Genomic DNA, 16,500 nt, shown 5'->3' with positions numbered 1-16,500 from the left:
AGGAGACCCGATGACCCCACGGATCATGGACAAGGCGGCCCGGGTTCTGGCCAGTCCGCTGGGCTACACAGACGAGACGCGGATGCACTCCTCGCTTGCTCATCTGCGTGCGCATGCTCCGGTGTCGTGGGTCGAGGCCGAGGGGTACCGGCCGTTCTGGGCGATCACCAAGCACGCCGACATCATGGACATCGAACGACAGAACGACCTGTTCACCAACGACCCGCGCCCACTGCTGGCGATCGCCGAGGCCGACGACGTGTTGCGTGCGCAGATGGAGGCGGGGATCGGCCTGCGCACGCTGATCCACATGGATGACCCGCTTCACCGCGACATGCGCAAGATCGGCGCCGACTGGTTCCGCCCAAAAGCCATGCGCGCCTTGAAGACTCGCTGCGACGAACTGGCCAAGATCTACGTCGACAAGATGCTCGAGCAGGGTCCCGAGCTGGATTTCGTCCGGGAGATCGCGGTCAACTATCCGCTCTACATCATTCTGACCCTGCTGGGGCTGCCGGAGTCGGACTTCCCGCGCATGCTCAAGCTCACCCAGGAGATGTTCGGCGGTGACGACCAGGAACTACAGCGCGGCGGCTCGACCGACGACATGCTCGCGGTGCTGCTGGACTTCTTCAACTACTTCAATGCGTTGACGGCCTCGCGCCGCGAAACTCCCACCGAAGACCTCAGTTCGGCGATCGCCAACGCCACGATCAACGGAGAGCCGTTGTCCGACATGGACACCGCCTCCTACTACGTGATCGTCGCCAGCGCCGGCCACGACACCACCAGCGCCGGCATCGCCGGCGGACTGCTGGAACTGATCCGCAACCCGGCAGAACTGCAGCGGTTGCAGAACGACCCCGGCCTGATGGGCACCGCCGTCGAGGAGATGATCCGGTGCGTGGTGCCGGTCAAGGAGTTCATGCGCACCGCCCAAGCCGACACCGAGGTCCGCGGCGTGCCGATCGCCAAGGGCGAAGCTGTTCTGCTGTCCTATGTTTCGGCCAATCGCGACGACGAGGTGTTCGACGACCCGATGCGCTTCGACGTCGGCCGCGACCCCAACAAGCACCTGTCCTTCGGCTACGGCGTGCACTTCTGCCTGGGTGCTGCCCTGGCCCGGATGGAGATGAACAGCTTCTTCACCGAACTCGTCCCGCGCATCAAGTCCATCGAACTCGCCGGCGAGCCCGAGCTGATGGCCACCACCTTCGTCGGTGGACTCAAGCGCCTGCCGATTCGCTACTCGCTGAAGTGATTTCGCCGATTCGGTGGACGGCCAGAAAGCCGTCCACCGCGGCACGCGCGCATTCTCGGTAGTCGAAGTCGGCCAGCGTGCTGATCCGACCGGCCACCAGGGGCCCGATCAGCAGCATGATGGCTTGCGCCCGGTCCACCTCGCCGAGTTCTCGTCGAGCGTCCGGACTGTCGAAGATCGCGTCGAAGGGGGCTCCGTACTGCTGGGCGACCCGCTCCCGCAGCGTGCGCACCTCTGGGCTGTCGGAGCCGCCGCCCTTTTCGGGCATGTGTTCCATGTCCGGGCCCAGCGCCAGCCAGTAGGTGGCCGTCAACAATGCCGGCGTCTCCGAGATGAGGTCGGACTGCGCCTGCATCAGGGCTAGCAGGCGCTCTCGCAGGGTCCCGGACTCCGGCGGCATCGGCGCGGGCGGAATCAGGCTGTGGAAGGCGGCGGCCAGCAGGTCGTTGCCGCTTGGGAAATGCCGGTAGAGGGTGGCCCTGGCGACGTTGGCTCCGCGGGTGACGGCGTCGACAGTTACCGCGCTGGGCCCGCCGGCCCGAAGCAATGCCGTTGCGGCGTCCAATAACCGCGCGCGCGAACGCGCAGGTCTGGGGTCGCTACGCCGGCTCGCCATGACCAAATCCTCTCCGGTGATGCTTCGCACGTTTGAATACTTTCGAGACGGATAGTCCCAAACAGGACCCCCGACCGAAGGAAGGCGCCTGACGTGGACACCTTGATCCGGCCCGACAAGGGTACCGATACCCGGCTGCGTGACGTCTCGACTCTGCAGCGAACGTGGACTCTGACCGTCGCCTGCCTGGGTGTGGCGTTGGTGATCTCCTCGATGGTCGCCCTCAACACCGCGCTGGGCGACATCGCCGTCACCACCTCGGCGACCCAATCCCAGCTGACCTGGGTGGTCGACAGCTACACCCTGGTACTGGCGTGTCTGTTACTCCCGGCCGGGGCCATCGGTGACCGGTACGGCCGCCGCGGCGCCCTGCTGATCGGCTTGTCGATCTTCGCGCTGGCCTCGTTGGCTCCGCTCGTCTTCGATGCCCCGATCCAGATCATCGCCGCTCGGGCGGTCGCCGGCGCCGGTGCCGCATTCATCATGCCCGCCACATTGTCGCTGCTCACGGTGGTCTATCCGAAGTCAAAACGCACCAAGGCCGTCGGCATCTGGGCCGCAGTGGCAGGCTGTGGCGCGGTCGTCGGAATGCTGGGTTCCGGCCTGCTGCTGCGCTTTTGGCCGTGGCAGTCGATCTTCTGGGCGTTGGCCGGCGCCGGCGTGTTGCTGTTCGTGCTCACATGGACGGTCAGCGATTCACGCGATGCCGATGCCCCTGCGGTGGACTGGCCGGGCGCCGCGCTGATCGGCGGGGCCGTCGCGGTGTTGGTGTTCGGCATCATCGAGGCGCCGCAGCGGGGCTGGTCGGACCCGCTGGTGATCGGCTGTCTCGGCGCGGGTCTGGCGCTGACAGTGGCGTTTGGTGTCTTCGAGGTTCGCCGCCGCCATCCGCTGCTCGACGTATCCCTGTTCCGCCGAGCCGATTTCGCCACCGGAGCGGCCGCCATCGCGGTGTTCTTCCTGGCCAATTTCGGGTTCATGTATCTGGTCATGCAGTACACGCAGCTGATCCTGGGCTATTCGGCACTGCAGACAGCACTGGCCTTCACCCCCCTGACGCTGCCGCTGGCCGTTCTCTCGGTGACGTCGTCCTGGTATCTGCCCCGATTGGGTCTGCGCCTGGTCATTTTCACCGGACTGCTGTTCCTCGCGGCCGGGTTCGTCTGCCTGCTCACGCTGCGCGTCGATTCGTCGTACATCGACTTGGCCTGGCCACTGCTGGTGCTCGCCACCGGCATCGGGCTGTGCACCGCGCCGACGACATCGGCGATCATGAACGCCGCGCCCGACGACAAGCAGGGGGTGGCATCAGCCGTCAACGACACTGTCCGCGAGGTCGGCGCCGCGCTGGGCATCGCCCTGGCCGGCTCGATATTGGCCGGGCAGTACACCCACCGCCTCGGCGACCAGCTAGCCGCATTCCCGCCCCCGGTGCGAGAGGCCGCCGGGGGATCACTGGCAGAGGCGCTGGCGGTGTCCACCCGGATCGGACCGGCGGGCACGCAACTGGCCGAGATCAGCAAGTCAGCATTCCTGCACGCAATGCAGAGTTCGATCAGCGTGCTATCGATCCTCGTCGCCGTCGCCGCGATTCTGATCGGGCTGTGGGCCCCCGGCCGTGACGGCCGGCAATTGCGGTTCGTCCGAAACCTAACCCGCCGAGACGAATTCGGCGACCCGGTGCCCGATCATCGCGATCGTCGCGTGGGGGCCGCGACCGGTGATCCGCGGCAGCACTGAGCCGTCCACCACCCAGAGGTTGTCGATCCCCCGCACCCGGCACCGCGGGTCGACGACGGCGTAGTCGTCGCTGTCGTGACCCATCGGTGCGGTGCCGCAGAGATGCTGCGATGTCGACCACATCGGTTCGCCGAGCTGCGTCGTCGTTCCGAGCATCTCGGCGGCGTATTCGCAGCCGCGCCGCAACGCGGCCACGTCTTCGGCGGCGCCGTCGTAGTGGTGTTCGATCAACGGGGGCACCATGGGATCGTCCGACACCAGCGAGACGCGGCCGTGGGCGCGAGGAGTCATCAGCGCCACCCCGAGATGCGGCCAGTCTGGGCGGCCGAGGGTACCGTCACCGACCATCGCAATGAAACCGCCTGTGTAAGGCCGGATTTCGATTCCATCAGCCACCAGCACCACTTCGAGCACCGGCCGTTGTGGGACGACCGTCCATGTGGTTGGCAGCACCCACTCCGGGTGGTCCCAGGTTCGTCGCCCCACCGGTAGGTCGGCCGAGACCGCGATGCCGAGCCGGTTCAGGGTCACGGCGGGACCAATACCGGAGAGCATCAGAAGTTGCGCCGACCCGATGGCACCCGCCGATAACACGACCCGATCCGCCTGCAACGAAGCGGGCCCGCTCGGTCCCGCGGTGTCCACCCCGACCACCCGCCCGGCGGATAACCGGAGCCGCAGGACGCGGGTGCCCGGCAGCACCGTCAGATTCGGCCGGGCGATGGCCGGTTCCAGGAATGCCGCGCCGGGACCGCTGCGGACACCGTCGACGATGTTCAGCGGCACCGCCCCGATTCCCGGCGGCGCGTTGTCCCCGACCGGTTCGGCATTGAGGTCAGGTAGCCAGCGCAATCCGAAGGCGTGGGCAGTGTCGGCGAAAGCTGCTGTGCTGCCGACGAGTTCGTGGGTGCGCCGGATCGCGATGGGACCACCGTCGGCGCGATCGGGGAAATCGAGGTCGGTCTCGATGGCGCGGTAGTGCGGACCGACCTCGTGCCACGACCAGCCCGGCAGGCCCGGCCCGTCGAAGTCGATCGGCAGTGCCCGGCAGAAATAGCCGCCGTTGACCGCACCGGAGCCGCCCACCGTCACACCGCGCACCAGGTCGGCGCCGCGGGGCGGCTCATCAGTCAGCTGGGTGCGATAGCGCTGGGCCAGCGGGCTCGCAGCGCCGATGGGCAGCTGAAGGCCGTTGCGGGTGAGCTCCCGGACTCCGGGTGCGTCGGGGCCGAGCCCGGCTTCCACGACAGTGACCCGGCAGGCGGGGTCCGCCGAGAGACGTTCGGCCAGCACGGATCCGGCGCTGCCCGCACCGACGATCAGGACGTCGCTGTGCGCTACGGGGTCGACCACCGAGTCAGGTTTTGATCTGCGGCTTCAGCGGCCGCAATGTGCGCTCGCGGACCACACCCGTCCACAACCCGGCGCCGTAGGCCAGATCGTCGAGGCGCTTGAAGAACAGGTAGGCGAGCAGGCCGATCGGCTTGCCCTCCACCTCGGTCCCGCGGTTGCGGCGGAGCCAGTCCTGGACTCCGTCGAGCACCGCGGCAACCAGGATCACCTGCCGGCACCGCCGGGACAGCAGGGCCGCCACCAGGGCCAGCGGCCAATAGTGCCGGCAGACCGCCGCCGACAGTTGCAGAGCGGCAGCACCGATGCCACGCAGGGCCAGCTGTACCACGGCGGAGATCCCGGCATCGGTGTTCTGCATGGCCTTGGCCGTGCGGCGAGTGGTCACCCCGGCGAAGACCAGCGACGCCACACAACCGGTCACCGAGCCCAACGCCATCAGTAACCACACCAGCAGGCTCCATGCCGAGATCACCACCGGAGCCATCTTGTCCGGATGCCGGATCGACAGCGGAGCCGCCGAACTGCCATAGAATGCCTTGCGGCCCAGCCACTCCCGCATCTGGGTGCGGTGTTCGTGGGCGACCAGTGCGATCGGCTCGTAGCGCAGCCGGGAGCCCGCTTCGATGAGTCGCCAGCACAGGTCGACGTCCTCCCCCGACGGCAGCGTCTCGTCGAAGCCCCCGACCTCGAGAAGCGCAGAACGCCGGCAGATGATCGCCGCACTGGGCACGTAGGACACCGGGCCGTAGGGCATCACCGGCGCTTCCCGCTCACCGAGGTCCAGCGATGACCGCACTGCCTCGTACCGGGCGACCAACTGATCACTGTGCCCGAGCCCGACGATGCGGGGAGCAACCAGCGCCACCGCGGGGTCGCAGAAATGCCCAAGCAGCGCCTCCAGCCAGCCGCGCCGCGGCACAACATCGGAATCCAGGAAGGCGACGAAATCTGTTGTGCAGGCCACCAGCCCCGTGTTGCGGGCGGCCGCCGGCCCCTTGCTACGCGGGTGGCGCACCACCTCGACGTCGCAGCGGGCGCCGGCGAAGTCGTCGGGCTGAACCGAAGTCTCCGACCCGTCGTCGACTACCACCACCCGCATTCCACGCAGCGACATGACCAGACGGTAGAGTCCAAACGGGTTGTCGCGCACCGGGATTACGATCGTGACATCCCGGTGTGACGGACCGCCGGCCGGGCGTGGATGAGCGACCGTGGCGTCGAGCAGCGTACGGGCCAGCTGCGCGCTCACGGCGTCGCGTACCTCGAGGCGACCGCCGGCGAGCAAGGTCTGGGCGGACGGCGCCAGGCGCAGCAGCCGGGTCGGGGAACCACCGAGTAGGGCCGAGCCCTCGGCGAGGGTGCGCACGCGACGATCGACCTGGACCGCGAAGCCGTCGGGCAACCGCGGCTGGGTCATAGCAACATCCCGTCATCGGCCGGGCGCCACCGATCGATCCGCCGCGAACAATCCGCGACCATCTCCGCGAAGATGCGCTCACCTTCCACCGGAGTCGCCGTCGTCGGGTCACCCAGCACGCCCACCTCACTCACCGCAGCCACCCCCCCGTGACGCATCTGCGGCAAAAGGGTAGCCAGTGGTGCCCGGTTCCCGCTACACCAAACATCGGTGTGGACGTCCGCAGGTGAAATATGTAGCAATACAGACGTTTCCGTATGGCCGGCGTGGGCGTCACCGCCCTCGGCGAGGCAGGGGCACCAGGCGGCGTCGCGGCCCTCGGCCCGCAGCAGTCGCACAGCCGAGCGCATCGCTTCCAGGTTGCCGCCGTGGCCGTTGACGAAGACGACCCGCCGCGCCCAGCCGCACGCCGACCGGCCGTACTCGACCAGCACGGTCGTCAGCACCTCGGAGCCGATCGACACCGTCCCGGCGAACCCTTCGTGCTCGCCCGAGGCGCCGTAGGCGATCGGGGGTGCGAGCAAATAACGATCATGATCGGATCGGTCGAGATGGTCGGCCGCGTCCCGGGCGACCGCGGTGGCGATGCGGGTGTCGGTATCCAGCGGCAGGTGCGGGCCGTGCTGCTCGGTCGAGCCGACCGGGATCAAGATCGTGGGCGAGGTATCGCGAAGCTGCCGTGATGTCATGTTGCCCAGCTCGCCCCGAAAAGCCACGCGCCGATGGTAGGCCGAATTCACCTGCCGTGCGCCAATTGTTCGAGGAGAAGACGGATTTCTTTCAGAAACCGAACGCACCGGTCCACCCGGAGCGTTCACCATCGTCCCGTCAGTCACGCCAGCACCAAAGGCTTGCCTATGGCGCAGTCAGTGCGCCTCGCCGCCGGGCACTCCGAGCGCGCGTACGAAGCCGTCCGGCACCAGGATGTCCTCGGGTGTCAGGTCGTGCACCGACGCCTTCCCCAGCCCTCGTAGGGCGGAGTCGATGCCGCCGGTCAGGATGTCGAGGACGTTCTCCACACCCGCCTGACCGTTGGCCGCCAGACCCCACAGGTAGGCACGCCCGATCATGACCGCGCGAGCGCCCAGCGCCAGGGCCTTGACAACGTCGCTGCCGCGGCGGACGCCGCCGTCCAGAAGCACCTCGACCTGATCGCCGACCGCGGAGGCGATGGCAGGCAGCGCCCGGATCGATGCCGGCGTGCCGTCCAGGTTGTTGCCACCGTGATTGGACACCGAGATCGCCGAAACGCCAGCATCCACAGCGCGTTTGGCATCGTCGATACGCATCACGCCCTTGAGCATGAAGGGTCCGCCCCACAGCTCGCGCAGCCAGGCGATGTCGTCCCAGGTCGGCGGGGGCGTGCCCATCCACTGGCCGTAGGCGTCGAAGAACGCCGGACCGGGCTCACCCTTGGCGGCCTGGTTCGGCACCGACAGCGCAGGCGGACGCAGGGTCTTGGCCCACTGGTAAAACCAGCGCGGCTTGGTGAGGACCTCGGGACTCATCTTGACCATGGTCGCCAGATCCATTTTCTCCGGGATCTTGGGACTGCCCCAGTCCCGCCCGTGGCTGAAGCTCCAGTCGGTGGTCACGATCAGACCGACCGCCCCGGCCGCGCGGGCCCGCTCGGCGCGGGCGGCGATAGCGTCCCGGCCACCCAGCCAGTAGATCTGGAAGAACGTCTTCGGGTTGGCCGCAACGACCTCTTCGACGGGCTTGCTGGCAAACGATGACAGCCCCATCGCGGTACCGCGGGCCGCTGCGGCGCGGGCGACGGCCACCTCTCCGTCGGGGTGCACAGCCTGGACCCCGGTCGGCGAGATCAGCACCGGCAGCGAAACTTCTTGGCCCATGACGGTCGTTGCCATGTCACGCTTTTCAAGAGCACCGATGACGTGCGGCGCGAAGCCGAGCTCGTTGAAGGCCTCGTTGTTGCCGTTGACGGTGAGGCCCTTTTCACTGCCCCCGATGAGTGCGCCGTACGCAGACTTGGGGAGGCGCTTCTTGGCGCGCTCCTGCGCGATGGCGACGGTTTCGAACCAGGTGTCGCGTGCCATGACTCAGATCGGACTTTCGTTGCAGGGCTTGGTCGGCGGCCGGGTGGACAGGGTCAGCATGATCGGCTTGCCGCGGGAGTGGTCGGCGCTGGGGCGGGGCTTGTCGCGCTCTCCTGCCAGGGCGGGTACCCCGTAGCCCTCGACGCATTCCGGGTCGGGGCCGTCCAGCGGCAGGCCGGTGAAGAACTTCGCGGCCATGCAGCCACCCCGGCAGGCGTCGTAGTGCCCGCAGCTTCCGCAGGCGCCGGCCGACTGCGGCTCGCGCAGTTCGCGGAACAGCGGCGAATTCTTCCAGACGTTGTCGAAACCGTTGTCTGACACCACGTTTCCGGCCAGAAACCGGTCGTGGATGGCGAACGGGCAGGCGTAGACGTCACCGACGGGGTCGATCAGGCACACCACCCGCCCGGCACCGCACATGTTCAGGCCGGCCAACGCACCCGGCGCGCCCAGACCGGACAGGTGGAAGAACGAGTCACCGGTCAGCACTCCCTCGCCCTTGGCGACCAGCCAGTTGTAGAGCGTCACCTGCTGCTCGGGAGTGGGATGCAGTTCGTCCCAGACGTCGGCTCCACGCCCGGAAGGACGTAGCCGGGTGATGCGCAGGGTGGCGCCGTAGCGGTCGGCGAGAGCTTTGAATTCATCGAGCTGGTCGACGTTGTGGCGGGTGACCACCACGGAGATCTTGGCGTCGGAGAACCCCGCCGCGGCGAGATTCTCGAGCGCTCGGGTGGCCATCTCGAACGAGCCGGGACCGCGGACTGCGTCGTTGACTACGGCGGTCGCGCCGTCCAGGGAGATCTGCACGTCGACGTAGTCGCTGGCGGCCAGCCGCGCGGCCACCTCGGGGGTGATGCGCACACCGTTGGTGGAGAACTTGACCCCCACGTGGTGGGCGGTGGCGTAGTCGACCAACTCCCAAAAGTCAGGCCGCACAGTGGGTTCGCCGCCGCCGATGTTGACGTAGAAGACCTGCATGCGTTCGAGCTCGTCGATGATGCCCATGCACTCCGCCGTAGACAGCTCGCGGGGATCGCGCTTGCCCGACGACGACAGGCAGTGCACACACGCCAGGTTGCAGGCGTAGGTCAGTTCCCAGGTCAGGCAGATCGGCGCGTCAAGACCTTGCTCGAACTGCTCGATCAGCCGGGGTACCACCGAAGTCATTGAGAATCCTTGCAAGTCAGCATGTTCGAGGTCACCAGCACACTCAACGCATGAAGGTAGGGCGCCTCGTCGGGCTCGTCGACGCCGGCGGCCCGCAGGGCGGATCGCGCGTCGGGATGTTCGTCCAGCGAGTTCACCACGGCCAGGATGGTGCGGTTCTTCAAGAACGACAGCTTCCGGGTGCCGAAGTGGTACAGCAGTGCACCGAAGGGCTCGGGGCGCACGGCCACCTGCGGATGCAGGCGCCAGCTGAGTGCCGGGTCGAAGGCCGACCCGGCCACAGCCGGATCGCCCACAGCGTGGGCGGGCACGGTCAGTAGACCCCGCACATCCCGTCGATGGAGACCTCTTCGACCAGCGACTCGGTCACCAGTTCGGTTTCGGTCTCGGTTGTCTGGCTCGGCTCCATGAAAAGCACCCTTTCGTCGGCCTAGGTTCTCGACAATTGTGATCGAGATCGCAAGAATATGGCATCGAGTGCCGAAAAGAAAGAGGTGGATCGATGGCGGCTGGTTCAGGGGGTCCTGCTGTGGGTGCGTCGCAGGGTTCTCCGAGCGCCCGCGTAGGCCGGCGCCGGTCGACCACCCAGGACCACATCACCGACGTCGCACTCGATCTGTTCGCGAACTACGGATTCGGCTCGGTCAGCGTCGACGACGTGGCCCAGGCGTCGGGGATAGCCCGGCGCACTCTGTTCCGGTACTACTCCTCGAAGAACGCGATCCCCTGGGGAGATTTCGACGCCCACCTGCAGCACTTCCGCGACCTGTTCGACCGGGTCGGCGACGACGAACCGATCAGCCTGGCATTACGCTCAGCATTGTTGGCGTTCAACACTTTTGACTCCTCCGAGACCGAGCGGCACCGGCAGCGGATGCGGGTGATCCTGCAGACCGCCGAGCTGCAGGCGCACTCGATGACCATGTATGCCGGCTGGCGCGGAGTGGTCGCGGACTTCGTGGCCGCACGCACCGGCAGCAAGCCCGGCGACCTGGTACCGCAGTCGGTCGCCTGGCTGATGCTCGGCGTCGCGCTGTCGGCCTACGAGCACTGGCTGGCCGACGAGGCCGTGTCGCTGCCGCAGGCGCTGGGCGATGCGTTCGACGTCGTCGCGAACGGTCTCGGCCGGCTCTGATCCGTGACTCGGAAGCGGTCGCCTGAAAAAAGTTGGTCCCGACGCGTCGGAGATCGCTCTCGCACGACGACGATAGGGATGTGAGCGCGGATCCGGAACCACCCGATGCTCCGTACCGGCTGTTGGAGCTCTACGACGACGCACTACCGGTCGTCTACGGCTACTTCGTCCGCCGGTGCGGTGATCAGGCCACCGCCGAGGACCTCACCTCGGAGACGTTCCTGGCCGCGATGGACGCCGCCCGCCGTTCGGCGCCGCCACCTCTCGCGGTCCCCTGGTTGCTCGGCGTGGCCCGGCACAAACTCGCCGACCACTACCGGCGCCGCGCGGCCAGGCCGTCGGTGACGGTCGCCGACGTTCCCGACGGCCAAGCGGCCGATGAGTGGGACGCCCAGCTGGACCGAATCGTCGCCGAAAGTGTGCTGGCCCGATTGCCCGACGCACACCGCGTGGTGCTGACCCTGCGCTACATGGACGACTGTTCGGTACCTGAGTGTGCGGACCTGATCGGACGCAGCGTGCACGCCACCGAAGCCCTACTCGTGCGCGCCCGGCGCGCGTTCAGAAAGCTCTATCCGGAGGGAGGTGCCCCATGACAGATCCATTGCGGGTCTTGGCCACCGAAGACCCTCCCGTACAACCGGATCCGTCGTTCGCCGCCCGATTGCGGGCGCGCCTGGAGTCAGCACTGTCATTGCCCGCGAGGACCGAAGGAGTCACCATGAGCGGCACCGCCGCAGCAGTCGCCGACTTGAACGCACCGACCACCGACGTCGAACCACCTCGGCCGGCCGCGCTGCCGTATCTGACGGTGGCCGACGCCAGGGCGGCAATCCAGTGGTACCGCGACGCCTTCGGGGCGGAACTGATCGGCGAGGCGATCGTGATGGACGACGGACGGATCGGTCACGCCGAGCTCGCGATGGGCGGCGGTGTGTTGTATCTGGCCGACGAATTCACCGACATCGGCCTGCAGGCGCCTGCGCCGGGGGTCAATTCAGTGAGCCTGATGCTGCGCGTCTCCGACACCGACGCCGCGCTGGCACGGGTCAGGGGTAACGGTGCCGATGTCCAACGCGAGCCCTACGAAGGTCATGGCGCACGTACCGCCACCGTCCGAGACCCATTCGGTCATCGTTGGATGCTCAGCGGACCGGTCCGCGAGCCGATTCAACACGGCGACATCGGTTTCGTGTTGGTGCAGAGCCCCGATGCCGCCCGCGCGGCCGCGTTCTACTCGCGCGTGCTGGGGTGGGACTGTGATTCGACCGGCCGAGTGACCAATACCGTTGAGCCGGTTGCTGTCTCGTCCGCCGATCGGACGTCGCTGTATTGCTGCTATGCGGTGGACGATATCGACGACGCGCGCGCCTCGATCCTTGCTGCCGGCGGTCGACTCGGCGAGGCACGCGAAACCGCCGTCGGGACGGCCCTGGACGCCACCGACGCCGCAGACACTCCCTTCGCCGTCTACGTCCCCGAGGCGGGGCGGCCCCGTCCGCGGCTCAACGGCGCAGGCCCGGGCGAACTGTCGTACGTGACCTACGAGGTCGGCGACGCGGCGACCTTCCGGGATTTCTACGGTCAGGTCTTCGGGTGGACGTTCGAGCGCGGTCGCGTCGAGGACGGTTGGGCCGTGCAGAACGCGCATCCGATGTCCGGAGCGGCCGGGGGCTCACGGCGGCCGGGCACCGTGCCGATGTGGACGGTGTCGGACATCGCCGCGGCCGTCGCGCGGGTTGGCGAGGCGGGTGGGACCGTTCTCGCCGAACCCAGCCGCCAGCCCTACGGACTGATGGCGGAGTGCACCGACGACCAGGGCGCCCGGTTCTATCTCGGACAGTTCTAGGACGCGGGCAGGACCTCGGAGATCGGCGCGCCGGACGCGATCTTGCCCCGGGTCTTCATGACCTTGCCGGGCATACCGCCGCCGACCACACCGGCCACCACGCCGTCGCGCTCGTAGAAGGCCAGGAATTTGCGGCCGTCGTCCTCGACGATGTGCACGATGTCGGTGGCCTCCGGCTCGCCGAGGCACTGGATCTTCACGTCGTACTGGTCGCTCCAGAAGTACGGCACGACGATCACCGAAGGCGCGTCCTGCCCCAGCATCGACGGCACGATGACCCGGGCCTGCTCCGCCACGTTGCTCCAATGTTCAACGCGGGCTTGATGTCCGGTGGCATCGCGCCACGACGCGACGTCGCCGAGGGCCCAGACGTTCGGGGCGCTGGTGCGTCCCGCCTCGTCGCACACGACACCGTTGTCGATGGCGACGCCGCTGCCCTCGAGCCAGTCGGTGGCCGGGCGCGACCCGATGCCGACCACCACGAGGTCGGCACGCAGCTCGCTGCCATCAGAGAGCACCACGGTGGTGACATGGCCGTTCTCACCGCGCACCTCGGCCACCCCGATGCCGGGGCGCACGTCGACGCCCTCGGCGCGGTGCAGGCGGGTGACCAGGTTTCCGACCTGCTCGCCCAGCACCGAGGCCAGGGGCGCCGGCTGCGGCTCGACGAGTGCCACCTCGACGCCGAGCTTGCGCAGGCTGGCCGCGACCTCGCACCCGATGAAGCCTGCGCCGATGATCACCGCCTGGCGCGCGGATCCCGCGTGGGCGCGCAACGCCAGCGCATCGTCGAGGGAGCGCAGGACCCGGATGCCCTCCAGGTCGGGGAACGACGGAATGCGCTTGGGCACCAGACCCGTGGCGATAACGAGCTCGTCGTATCCCAGCTCCGAGCCGTCGGCGAGCGTCACGGTCTGGGCGGCGGTGTCGAGCGAGGTGACCGCGCTGCCCAGCCGCAGGGTGATGTCGTTGTCGGTGTAGAACTCGGCGGGCTTGAGCGCCACATCGTCGAGGTCGGCGTGCAGCACGTCTTTCGACAGCGGCGGGCGGTCATAGGGCAGGTGCACCTCGTCGCTGACGATGGTGACCGGACCGGTGTATTCGGACTTGCGCAACTGCTCGGCAGTGCGGGTGGCAGCCAGGCCGCCGCCGACGATCAGGATGCCGTTTTCGCTCGTGCTCACGTGGTGTTCTTACACGATCGCCGTCGCGATGTGCGCGCCAGCCTGGACCAACCCACTGGTTAGGCGGGTGAACGGTCGATCAGGTTGGACAGCACCACGATGCTCTCGCTGCGCTCGATATCGGCGCTGGACCTGATGCGCTCCAAAGCTGCCTCCAGGTGCCGCATGTCGCGGGCCAGGACATGCAGGATGGCGTCCGACGTGCCGGTGACGGTGGCGGCGCTGATGATCTCGGGAATGTCAATCCAGGCCTCCCGCAACCGATCTGGCGCGATAGTACCGTGGCAGTACACCTGGACGTAGGCTTCGGTGTTCCAGCCCAGCGCGCTGGGATCGATGACCGTGGTGAAGCCGCGAATCACCCCGGTGTCCAGCATCCGGTCCACGCGGCGTTTCACCGCCGGCGCCGACAGGTTCACCCGTTCGCCGATCTCGGCGAACGTCGCGCGCGCATGCTCGGCGAGCTCGGCGAGGATGCGTTCGTCGGTGTCGTCAAACCGGTCCATCGGCCGCCTTTCCCCGCTGTACACAACAAATCACCACAATCTTAGCTCTCACGCAATAGATCGTTCATAGACACGCAATAGGTGTCGATTGATTGCGTGAACTGCCGCTTCTATCGTTATTTTCATGACGATGTCCCCTGATGTCGCCGCCGAATCGACGAGGACACCCCGCAGCCAGCGAATCCGCCATTACGCGATGACGCCGCCGACGTACTTCACCGTCGCCTACGCCATCAACCCATGGATGGACACGAAAACCCCCATCGACGTGCAGTTGGCGCTCACCCAGTGGGAAAACCTGCGTGACACGTATCTGCGACTCGGCCACACCGTCGACCTCGTTGAGCCGGTTCCGGGACTGCCCGACATGGTCTACGCAGCCAACGCCGGACTCATCATCAACGACACCGCGATCGTCGCCCGGTTCAAGCACGCCGAGCGTCATGGCGAATCGGTGGCCTACGCCGCCTGGATGGCCCAGCACGGACACGACCCAGTGGCGACCCGGCACGTGAACGAAGGACAGGGCGATCTACTGGTCGTCGGCTCAATGATCTTGGCAGGCACCGGCTTTCGCACCCACCCGCACGCCCACGCCGAAATCGCCGCCCTCACCGGGATCCCCGTGGTCTCCCTGGAACTGGTCGACCCGCGCTTCTACCACCTCGATACGGCGCTGACAGTACTCGACGACACCACGATCGCTTACTACCCGCCGGCGTTCACCCACGATGGGCGCACATCGCTGCGCAGGCTCTTTCCCGACGCCATCGAGGTGGCGAGCGCCGATGCCTACGTGCTGGGGCTCAACGCGGTGTCCGACGGCAAGCACGTCGTACACCCCGCCCAGGCCACCGGTTTCGCCGAGCAGCTCTACCACGCCGGCTTTCACCCGGTCGGCGTCGACCTGTCCGAACTGCTCAAGGGTGGCGGTTCGGTGAAATGCTGCACGCTGGAGGTATTTTCATGACCATCGCCGACACCGTCACGGGCGCGACGGCCGATGCCATCGCACTCGACAACACCTATGTCGCACACAATTATTCGCCACTTCCGGTGGTCGCTGCCAGCGCCCGTGGAGCGTGGATCACCGACGTCGAGGGCCGCCGTTACCTGGACTGCCTGGCCGCGTATTCGGCGGTCAATTTCGGTCATCACAACGACGAGATCATCGCTGCCGCCCACCGCCAGCTCGACGCGGTGACCTTGGTGAGCCGCGCATTCCACTCCGATCAGCTCGGGCCGTTCTGCGCCGCGCTCGCCGGACTCTGCGGCAAAGACATGGTGCTGCCGATGAACAGCGGTGCCGAGGCGGTGGAGAGCGGCCTCAAGGTAGCCAGAAAATGGGGTGCCGACGTCAAGGGCGTCCCGGCCGGCATGGCGAATATCATCGTCGCGGACAACAACTTCCACGGCCGCACGATCAGCATCGTCAGCTTCTCGTCCGACGCCACCGCCCGCGGCGGATTCGGTCCGTTCACCCCGGGCTTCAGGTCCGTGCCGTTCGGTGACGCCGACGCCGTCGCCGCCGCGATCGACGAGAACACTGTGGCGGTGCTCATCGAGCCCATCCAGGGCGAGGCCGGGATCATCGTCCCGCCCGACGATTACCTGCCTCGGCTGCGCCAGTTGTGTAGCAGGCGCAACGTGCTGCTGATCGCCGACGAGATCCAGTCCGGCCTGGCGCGGACCGGGCACACCTTCGCCTGCGACCACTGGAGTGTGGTGCCCGACGTCTATCTGCTCGGCAAGGCCCTCGGCGGCGGCGTTGTTCCGCTGTCGGCTGTGGCGGCCGATCGCGACATCCTCGGGGTGCTCCATCCCGGCGAGCACGGGTCGACCTTCGGCGGCAACCCGTTGGCCGCCGCGATCGGCTCCACCGTGGTCGGCATCCTGCAGCGCGGTGAATTCCAGTCGCGCTCAGCCGAACTCGGCCTGCGTCTGCACGCGGGGCTGCGGTCGCTGATCGGGCACGGCGTCCTCAGTGTGCGCGGCATGGGATTGTGGGCCGGCGTCGACATCGACGAACGGCTGGGGACCGGCAAGCATCTCAGCATGGCCCTGGCCGAACGCGGTGTGCTGGTCAAGGACACGCATGGGTCGACGTTGCGGTTCGCCCCGCCGCTGGTGATCACCAGCGAGGAGATCGACTGGGCTGTGCAGCAATTCGCAGAGGTACTGGCCGAGGCGGGCTGACGATCAGCCCATGTCG

17 protein-coding genes are annotated in these 16,500 nt (G+C 67.4%); 7 read left to right on the top strand and 10 right to left on the bottom strand.

Annotated elements, in window-relative coordinates; translation table 11 throughout:
- Window positions 1-10: 10 nt before the first annotated feature.
- A complete protein-coding gene (locus tag AB431_RS05585; protein WP_047329094.1) occupies window positions 11-1,261 on the top strand; it encodes a cytochrome P450 in 1,251 nt (416 codons plus the stop codon).
- On the opposite strand, the gene AB431_RS05580 is transcribed toward AB431_RS05585, so the two are convergent.
- Window positions 1,227-1,877: a TetR/AcrR family transcriptional regulator gene (locus AB431_RS05580; protein ID WP_047333119.1), complete on the bottom strand. Its 651-nt coding sequence runs from the start codon at window positions 1,875-1,877 to the stop codon at window positions 1,227-1,229. The genes AB431_RS05585 and AB431_RS05580 overlap by 35 nt on opposite strands.
- Window positions 1,878-1,970: 93 nt before the next feature.
- Here AB431_RS05580 and AB431_RS05575 point away from each other — a divergent pair, with 93 nt between their 5' ends.
- A complete protein-coding gene (locus AB431_RS05575; protein ID WP_047329093.1) occupies window positions 1,971-3,617 on the top strand; it encodes an MFS transporter in 1,647 nt (548 codons plus the stop codon).
- Here the strand turns inward: AB431_RS05575 and mftG are convergent.
- The 7 genes from mftG to mftA all read right to left on the bottom strand — a co-directional run bounded on the left by mftG (window position 3,528) and on the right by mftA (window position 10,023).
- A complete protein-coding gene (mftG, locus tag AB431_RS05570; protein WP_047329092.1) occupies window positions 3,528-4,970 on the bottom strand; it encodes a mycofactocin system GMC family oxidoreductase MftG in 1,443 nt (480 codons plus the stop codon). The genes AB431_RS05575 and mftG overlap by 90 nt on opposite strands.
- Before the next feature lie 4 nt (window positions 4,971-4,974).
- Window positions 4,975-6,387: a mycofactocin biosynthesis glycosyltransferase MftF gene (gene mftF / locus AB431_RS05565; RefSeq protein WP_047329091.1), complete on the bottom strand. Its 1,413-nt coding sequence runs from the start codon at window positions 6,385-6,387 to the stop codon at window positions 4,975-4,977.
- Window positions 6,384-7,127 (bottom strand): mycofactocin biosynthesis peptidyl-dipeptidase MftE, encoded by a 744-nt coding sequence (gene mftE, locus AB431_RS05560; protein WP_047329090.1) that lies wholly within the window; start codon window positions 7,125-7,127, stop codon window positions 6,384-6,386. Before mftE ends, mftF begins: the two co-directional genes overlap by 4 nt.
- A gap of 126 nt (window positions 7,128-7,253) precedes the next feature.
- On the bottom strand, window positions 7,254-8,447 hold the full coding sequence (mftD, locus tag AB431_RS05555; RefSeq protein ID WP_047329089.1) for a pre-mycofactocin synthase MftD: 1,194 nt from the start codon (window positions 8,445-8,447) through the stop codon (window positions 7,254-7,256).
- A gap of 3 nt (window positions 8,448-8,450) precedes the next feature.
- Complete coding sequence (gene mftC / locus AB431_RS05550; protein WP_047329088.1) at window positions 8,451-9,614, bottom strand: mycofactocin radical SAM maturase; 1,164 nt, start codon at window positions 9,612-9,614, stop codon at window positions 8,451-8,453.
- Window positions 9,611-9,925, bottom strand: a complete 315-nt coding sequence (mftB, locus tag AB431_RS05545; RefSeq protein WP_369802990.1) for a mycofactocin biosynthesis chaperone MftB — start codon at window positions 9,923-9,925, stop codon at window positions 9,611-9,613. The genes mftC and mftB overlap by 4 nt, the downstream gene beginning before the upstream one ends.
- Window positions 9,926-9,927: 2 nt before the next feature.
- The gene (gene mftA / locus AB431_RS29850) at window positions 9,928-10,023 is read right to left on the bottom strand and encodes a mycofactocin precursor MftA (protein ID WP_082135561.1); all 96 of its coding nucleotides are present in this window, start codon (window positions 10,021-10,023) and stop codon (window positions 9,928-9,930) included.
- Window positions 10,024-10,116: 93 nt separating this feature from the next.
- Between mftA and mftR the strand changes: the two genes are divergently transcribed.
- The 3 genes from mftR to AB431_RS05525 all read left to right on the top strand — a co-directional run bounded on the left by mftR (window position 10,117) and on the right by AB431_RS05525 (window position 12,598).
- Entirely contained in the window at window positions 10,117-10,749 is a 633-nt protein-coding gene (mftR, locus tag AB431_RS05535) for a mycofactocin system transcriptional regulator (protein ID WP_047329086.1), read from the top strand.
- A gap of 80 nt (window positions 10,750-10,829) precedes the next feature.
- Window positions 10,830-11,345, top strand: a complete 516-nt coding sequence (locus tag AB431_RS05530; protein WP_047329085.1) for an RNA polymerase sigma factor — start codon at window positions 10,830-10,832, stop codon at window positions 11,343-11,345.
- Entirely contained in the window at window positions 11,342-12,598 is a 1,257-nt protein-coding gene (locus tag AB431_RS05525; protein ID WP_047329084.1) for a VOC family protein, read from the top strand. The genes AB431_RS05530 and AB431_RS05525 overlap by 4 nt, the downstream gene beginning before the upstream one ends.
- On the opposite strand, the gene AB431_RS05520 is transcribed toward AB431_RS05525, so the two are convergent.
- Together AB431_RS05520 and AB431_RS05515 are read right to left on the bottom strand one after the other, a co-directional pair.
- Complete coding sequence (locus tag AB431_RS05520; protein ID WP_047329083.1) at window positions 12,595-13,782, bottom strand: NAD(P)/FAD-dependent oxidoreductase; 1,188 nt, start codon at window positions 13,780-13,782, stop codon at window positions 12,595-12,597. The genes AB431_RS05525 and AB431_RS05520 overlap by 4 nt on opposite strands.
- 59 nt (window positions 13,783-13,841) lie before the next feature.
- Window positions 13,842-14,288: an Lrp/AsnC family transcriptional regulator gene (locus AB431_RS05515; protein ID WP_047329082.1), complete on the bottom strand. Its 447-nt coding sequence runs from the start codon at window positions 14,286-14,288 to the stop codon at window positions 13,842-13,844.
- A gap of 124 nt (window positions 14,289-14,412) precedes the next feature.
- Between AB431_RS05515 and ddaH the strand changes: the two genes are divergently transcribed.
- Window positions 14,413-15,258, top strand: a complete 846-nt coding sequence (gene ddaH / locus AB431_RS05510) for a dimethylargininase (protein WP_047329081.1) — start codon at window positions 14,413-14,415, stop codon at window positions 15,256-15,258.
- Window positions 15,255-16,484, top strand: coding sequence for an ornithine--oxo-acid transaminase (gene rocD / locus AB431_RS05505; RefSeq protein WP_047329080.1), 1,230 nt, complete (start codon window positions 15,255-15,257; stop codon window positions 16,482-16,484). Before ddaH ends, rocD begins: the two co-directional genes overlap by 4 nt.
- Window positions 16,485-16,500: the final 16 nt, after the last annotated feature.

The organism is Mycobacterium sp. EPa45, from assembly GCF_001021385.1.
In the GTDB taxonomy this organism is placed as follows: Bacteria; Actinomycetota; Actinomycetes; order Mycobacteriales; family Mycobacteriaceae; genus Mycobacterium.
This window is presented reverse-complemented; position numbering and strand designations above follow the sequence as displayed.

Coding starts and splice junctions, on each gene's coding strand:
- AB431_RS05585 (WP_047329094.1), top strand. CDS start 11: ATGACCCCACGGATCATGGACAAGGCGGCCCGGGTTCTGGCCAGTCCG.
- AB431_RS05580 (WP_047333119.1), bottom strand. CDS start 1,877: ATGGCGAGCCGGCGTAGCGACCCCAGACCTGCGCGTTCGCGCGCGCGG.
- mftF (WP_047329091.1), bottom strand. CDS start 6,387: ATGACCCAGCCGCGGTTGCCCGACGGCTTCGCGGTCCAGGTCGATCGT.
- mftD (WP_047329089.1), bottom strand. CDS start 8,447: ATGGCACGCGACACCTGGTTCGAAACCGTCGCCATCGCGCAGGAGCGC.
- mftC (WP_047329088.1), bottom strand. CDS start 9,614: ATGACTTCGGTGGTACCCCGGCTGATCGAGCAGTTCGAGCAAGGTCTT.
- mftA (WP_082135561.1), bottom strand. CDS start 10,023: ATGGAGCCGAGCCAGACAACCGAGACCGAAACCGAACTGGTGACCGAG.
- mftR (WP_047329086.1), top strand. CDS start 10,117: ATGGCGGCTGGTTCAGGGGGTCCTGCTGTGGGTGCGTCGCAGGGTTCT.
- AB431_RS05525 (WP_047329084.1), top strand. CDS start 11,342: ATGACAGATCCATTGCGGGTCTTGGCCACCGAAGACCCTCCCGTACAA.
- AB431_RS05515 (WP_047329082.1), bottom strand. CDS start 14,288: ATGGACCGGTTTGACGACACCGACGAACGCATCCTCGCCGAGCTCGCC.
- ddaH (WP_047329081.1), top strand. CDS start 14,413: ATGACGATGTCCCCTGATGTCGCCGCCGAATCGACGAGGACACCCCGC.
- rocD (WP_047329080.1), top strand. CDS start 15,255: ATGACCATCGCCGACACCGTCACGGGCGCGACGGCCGATGCCATCGCA.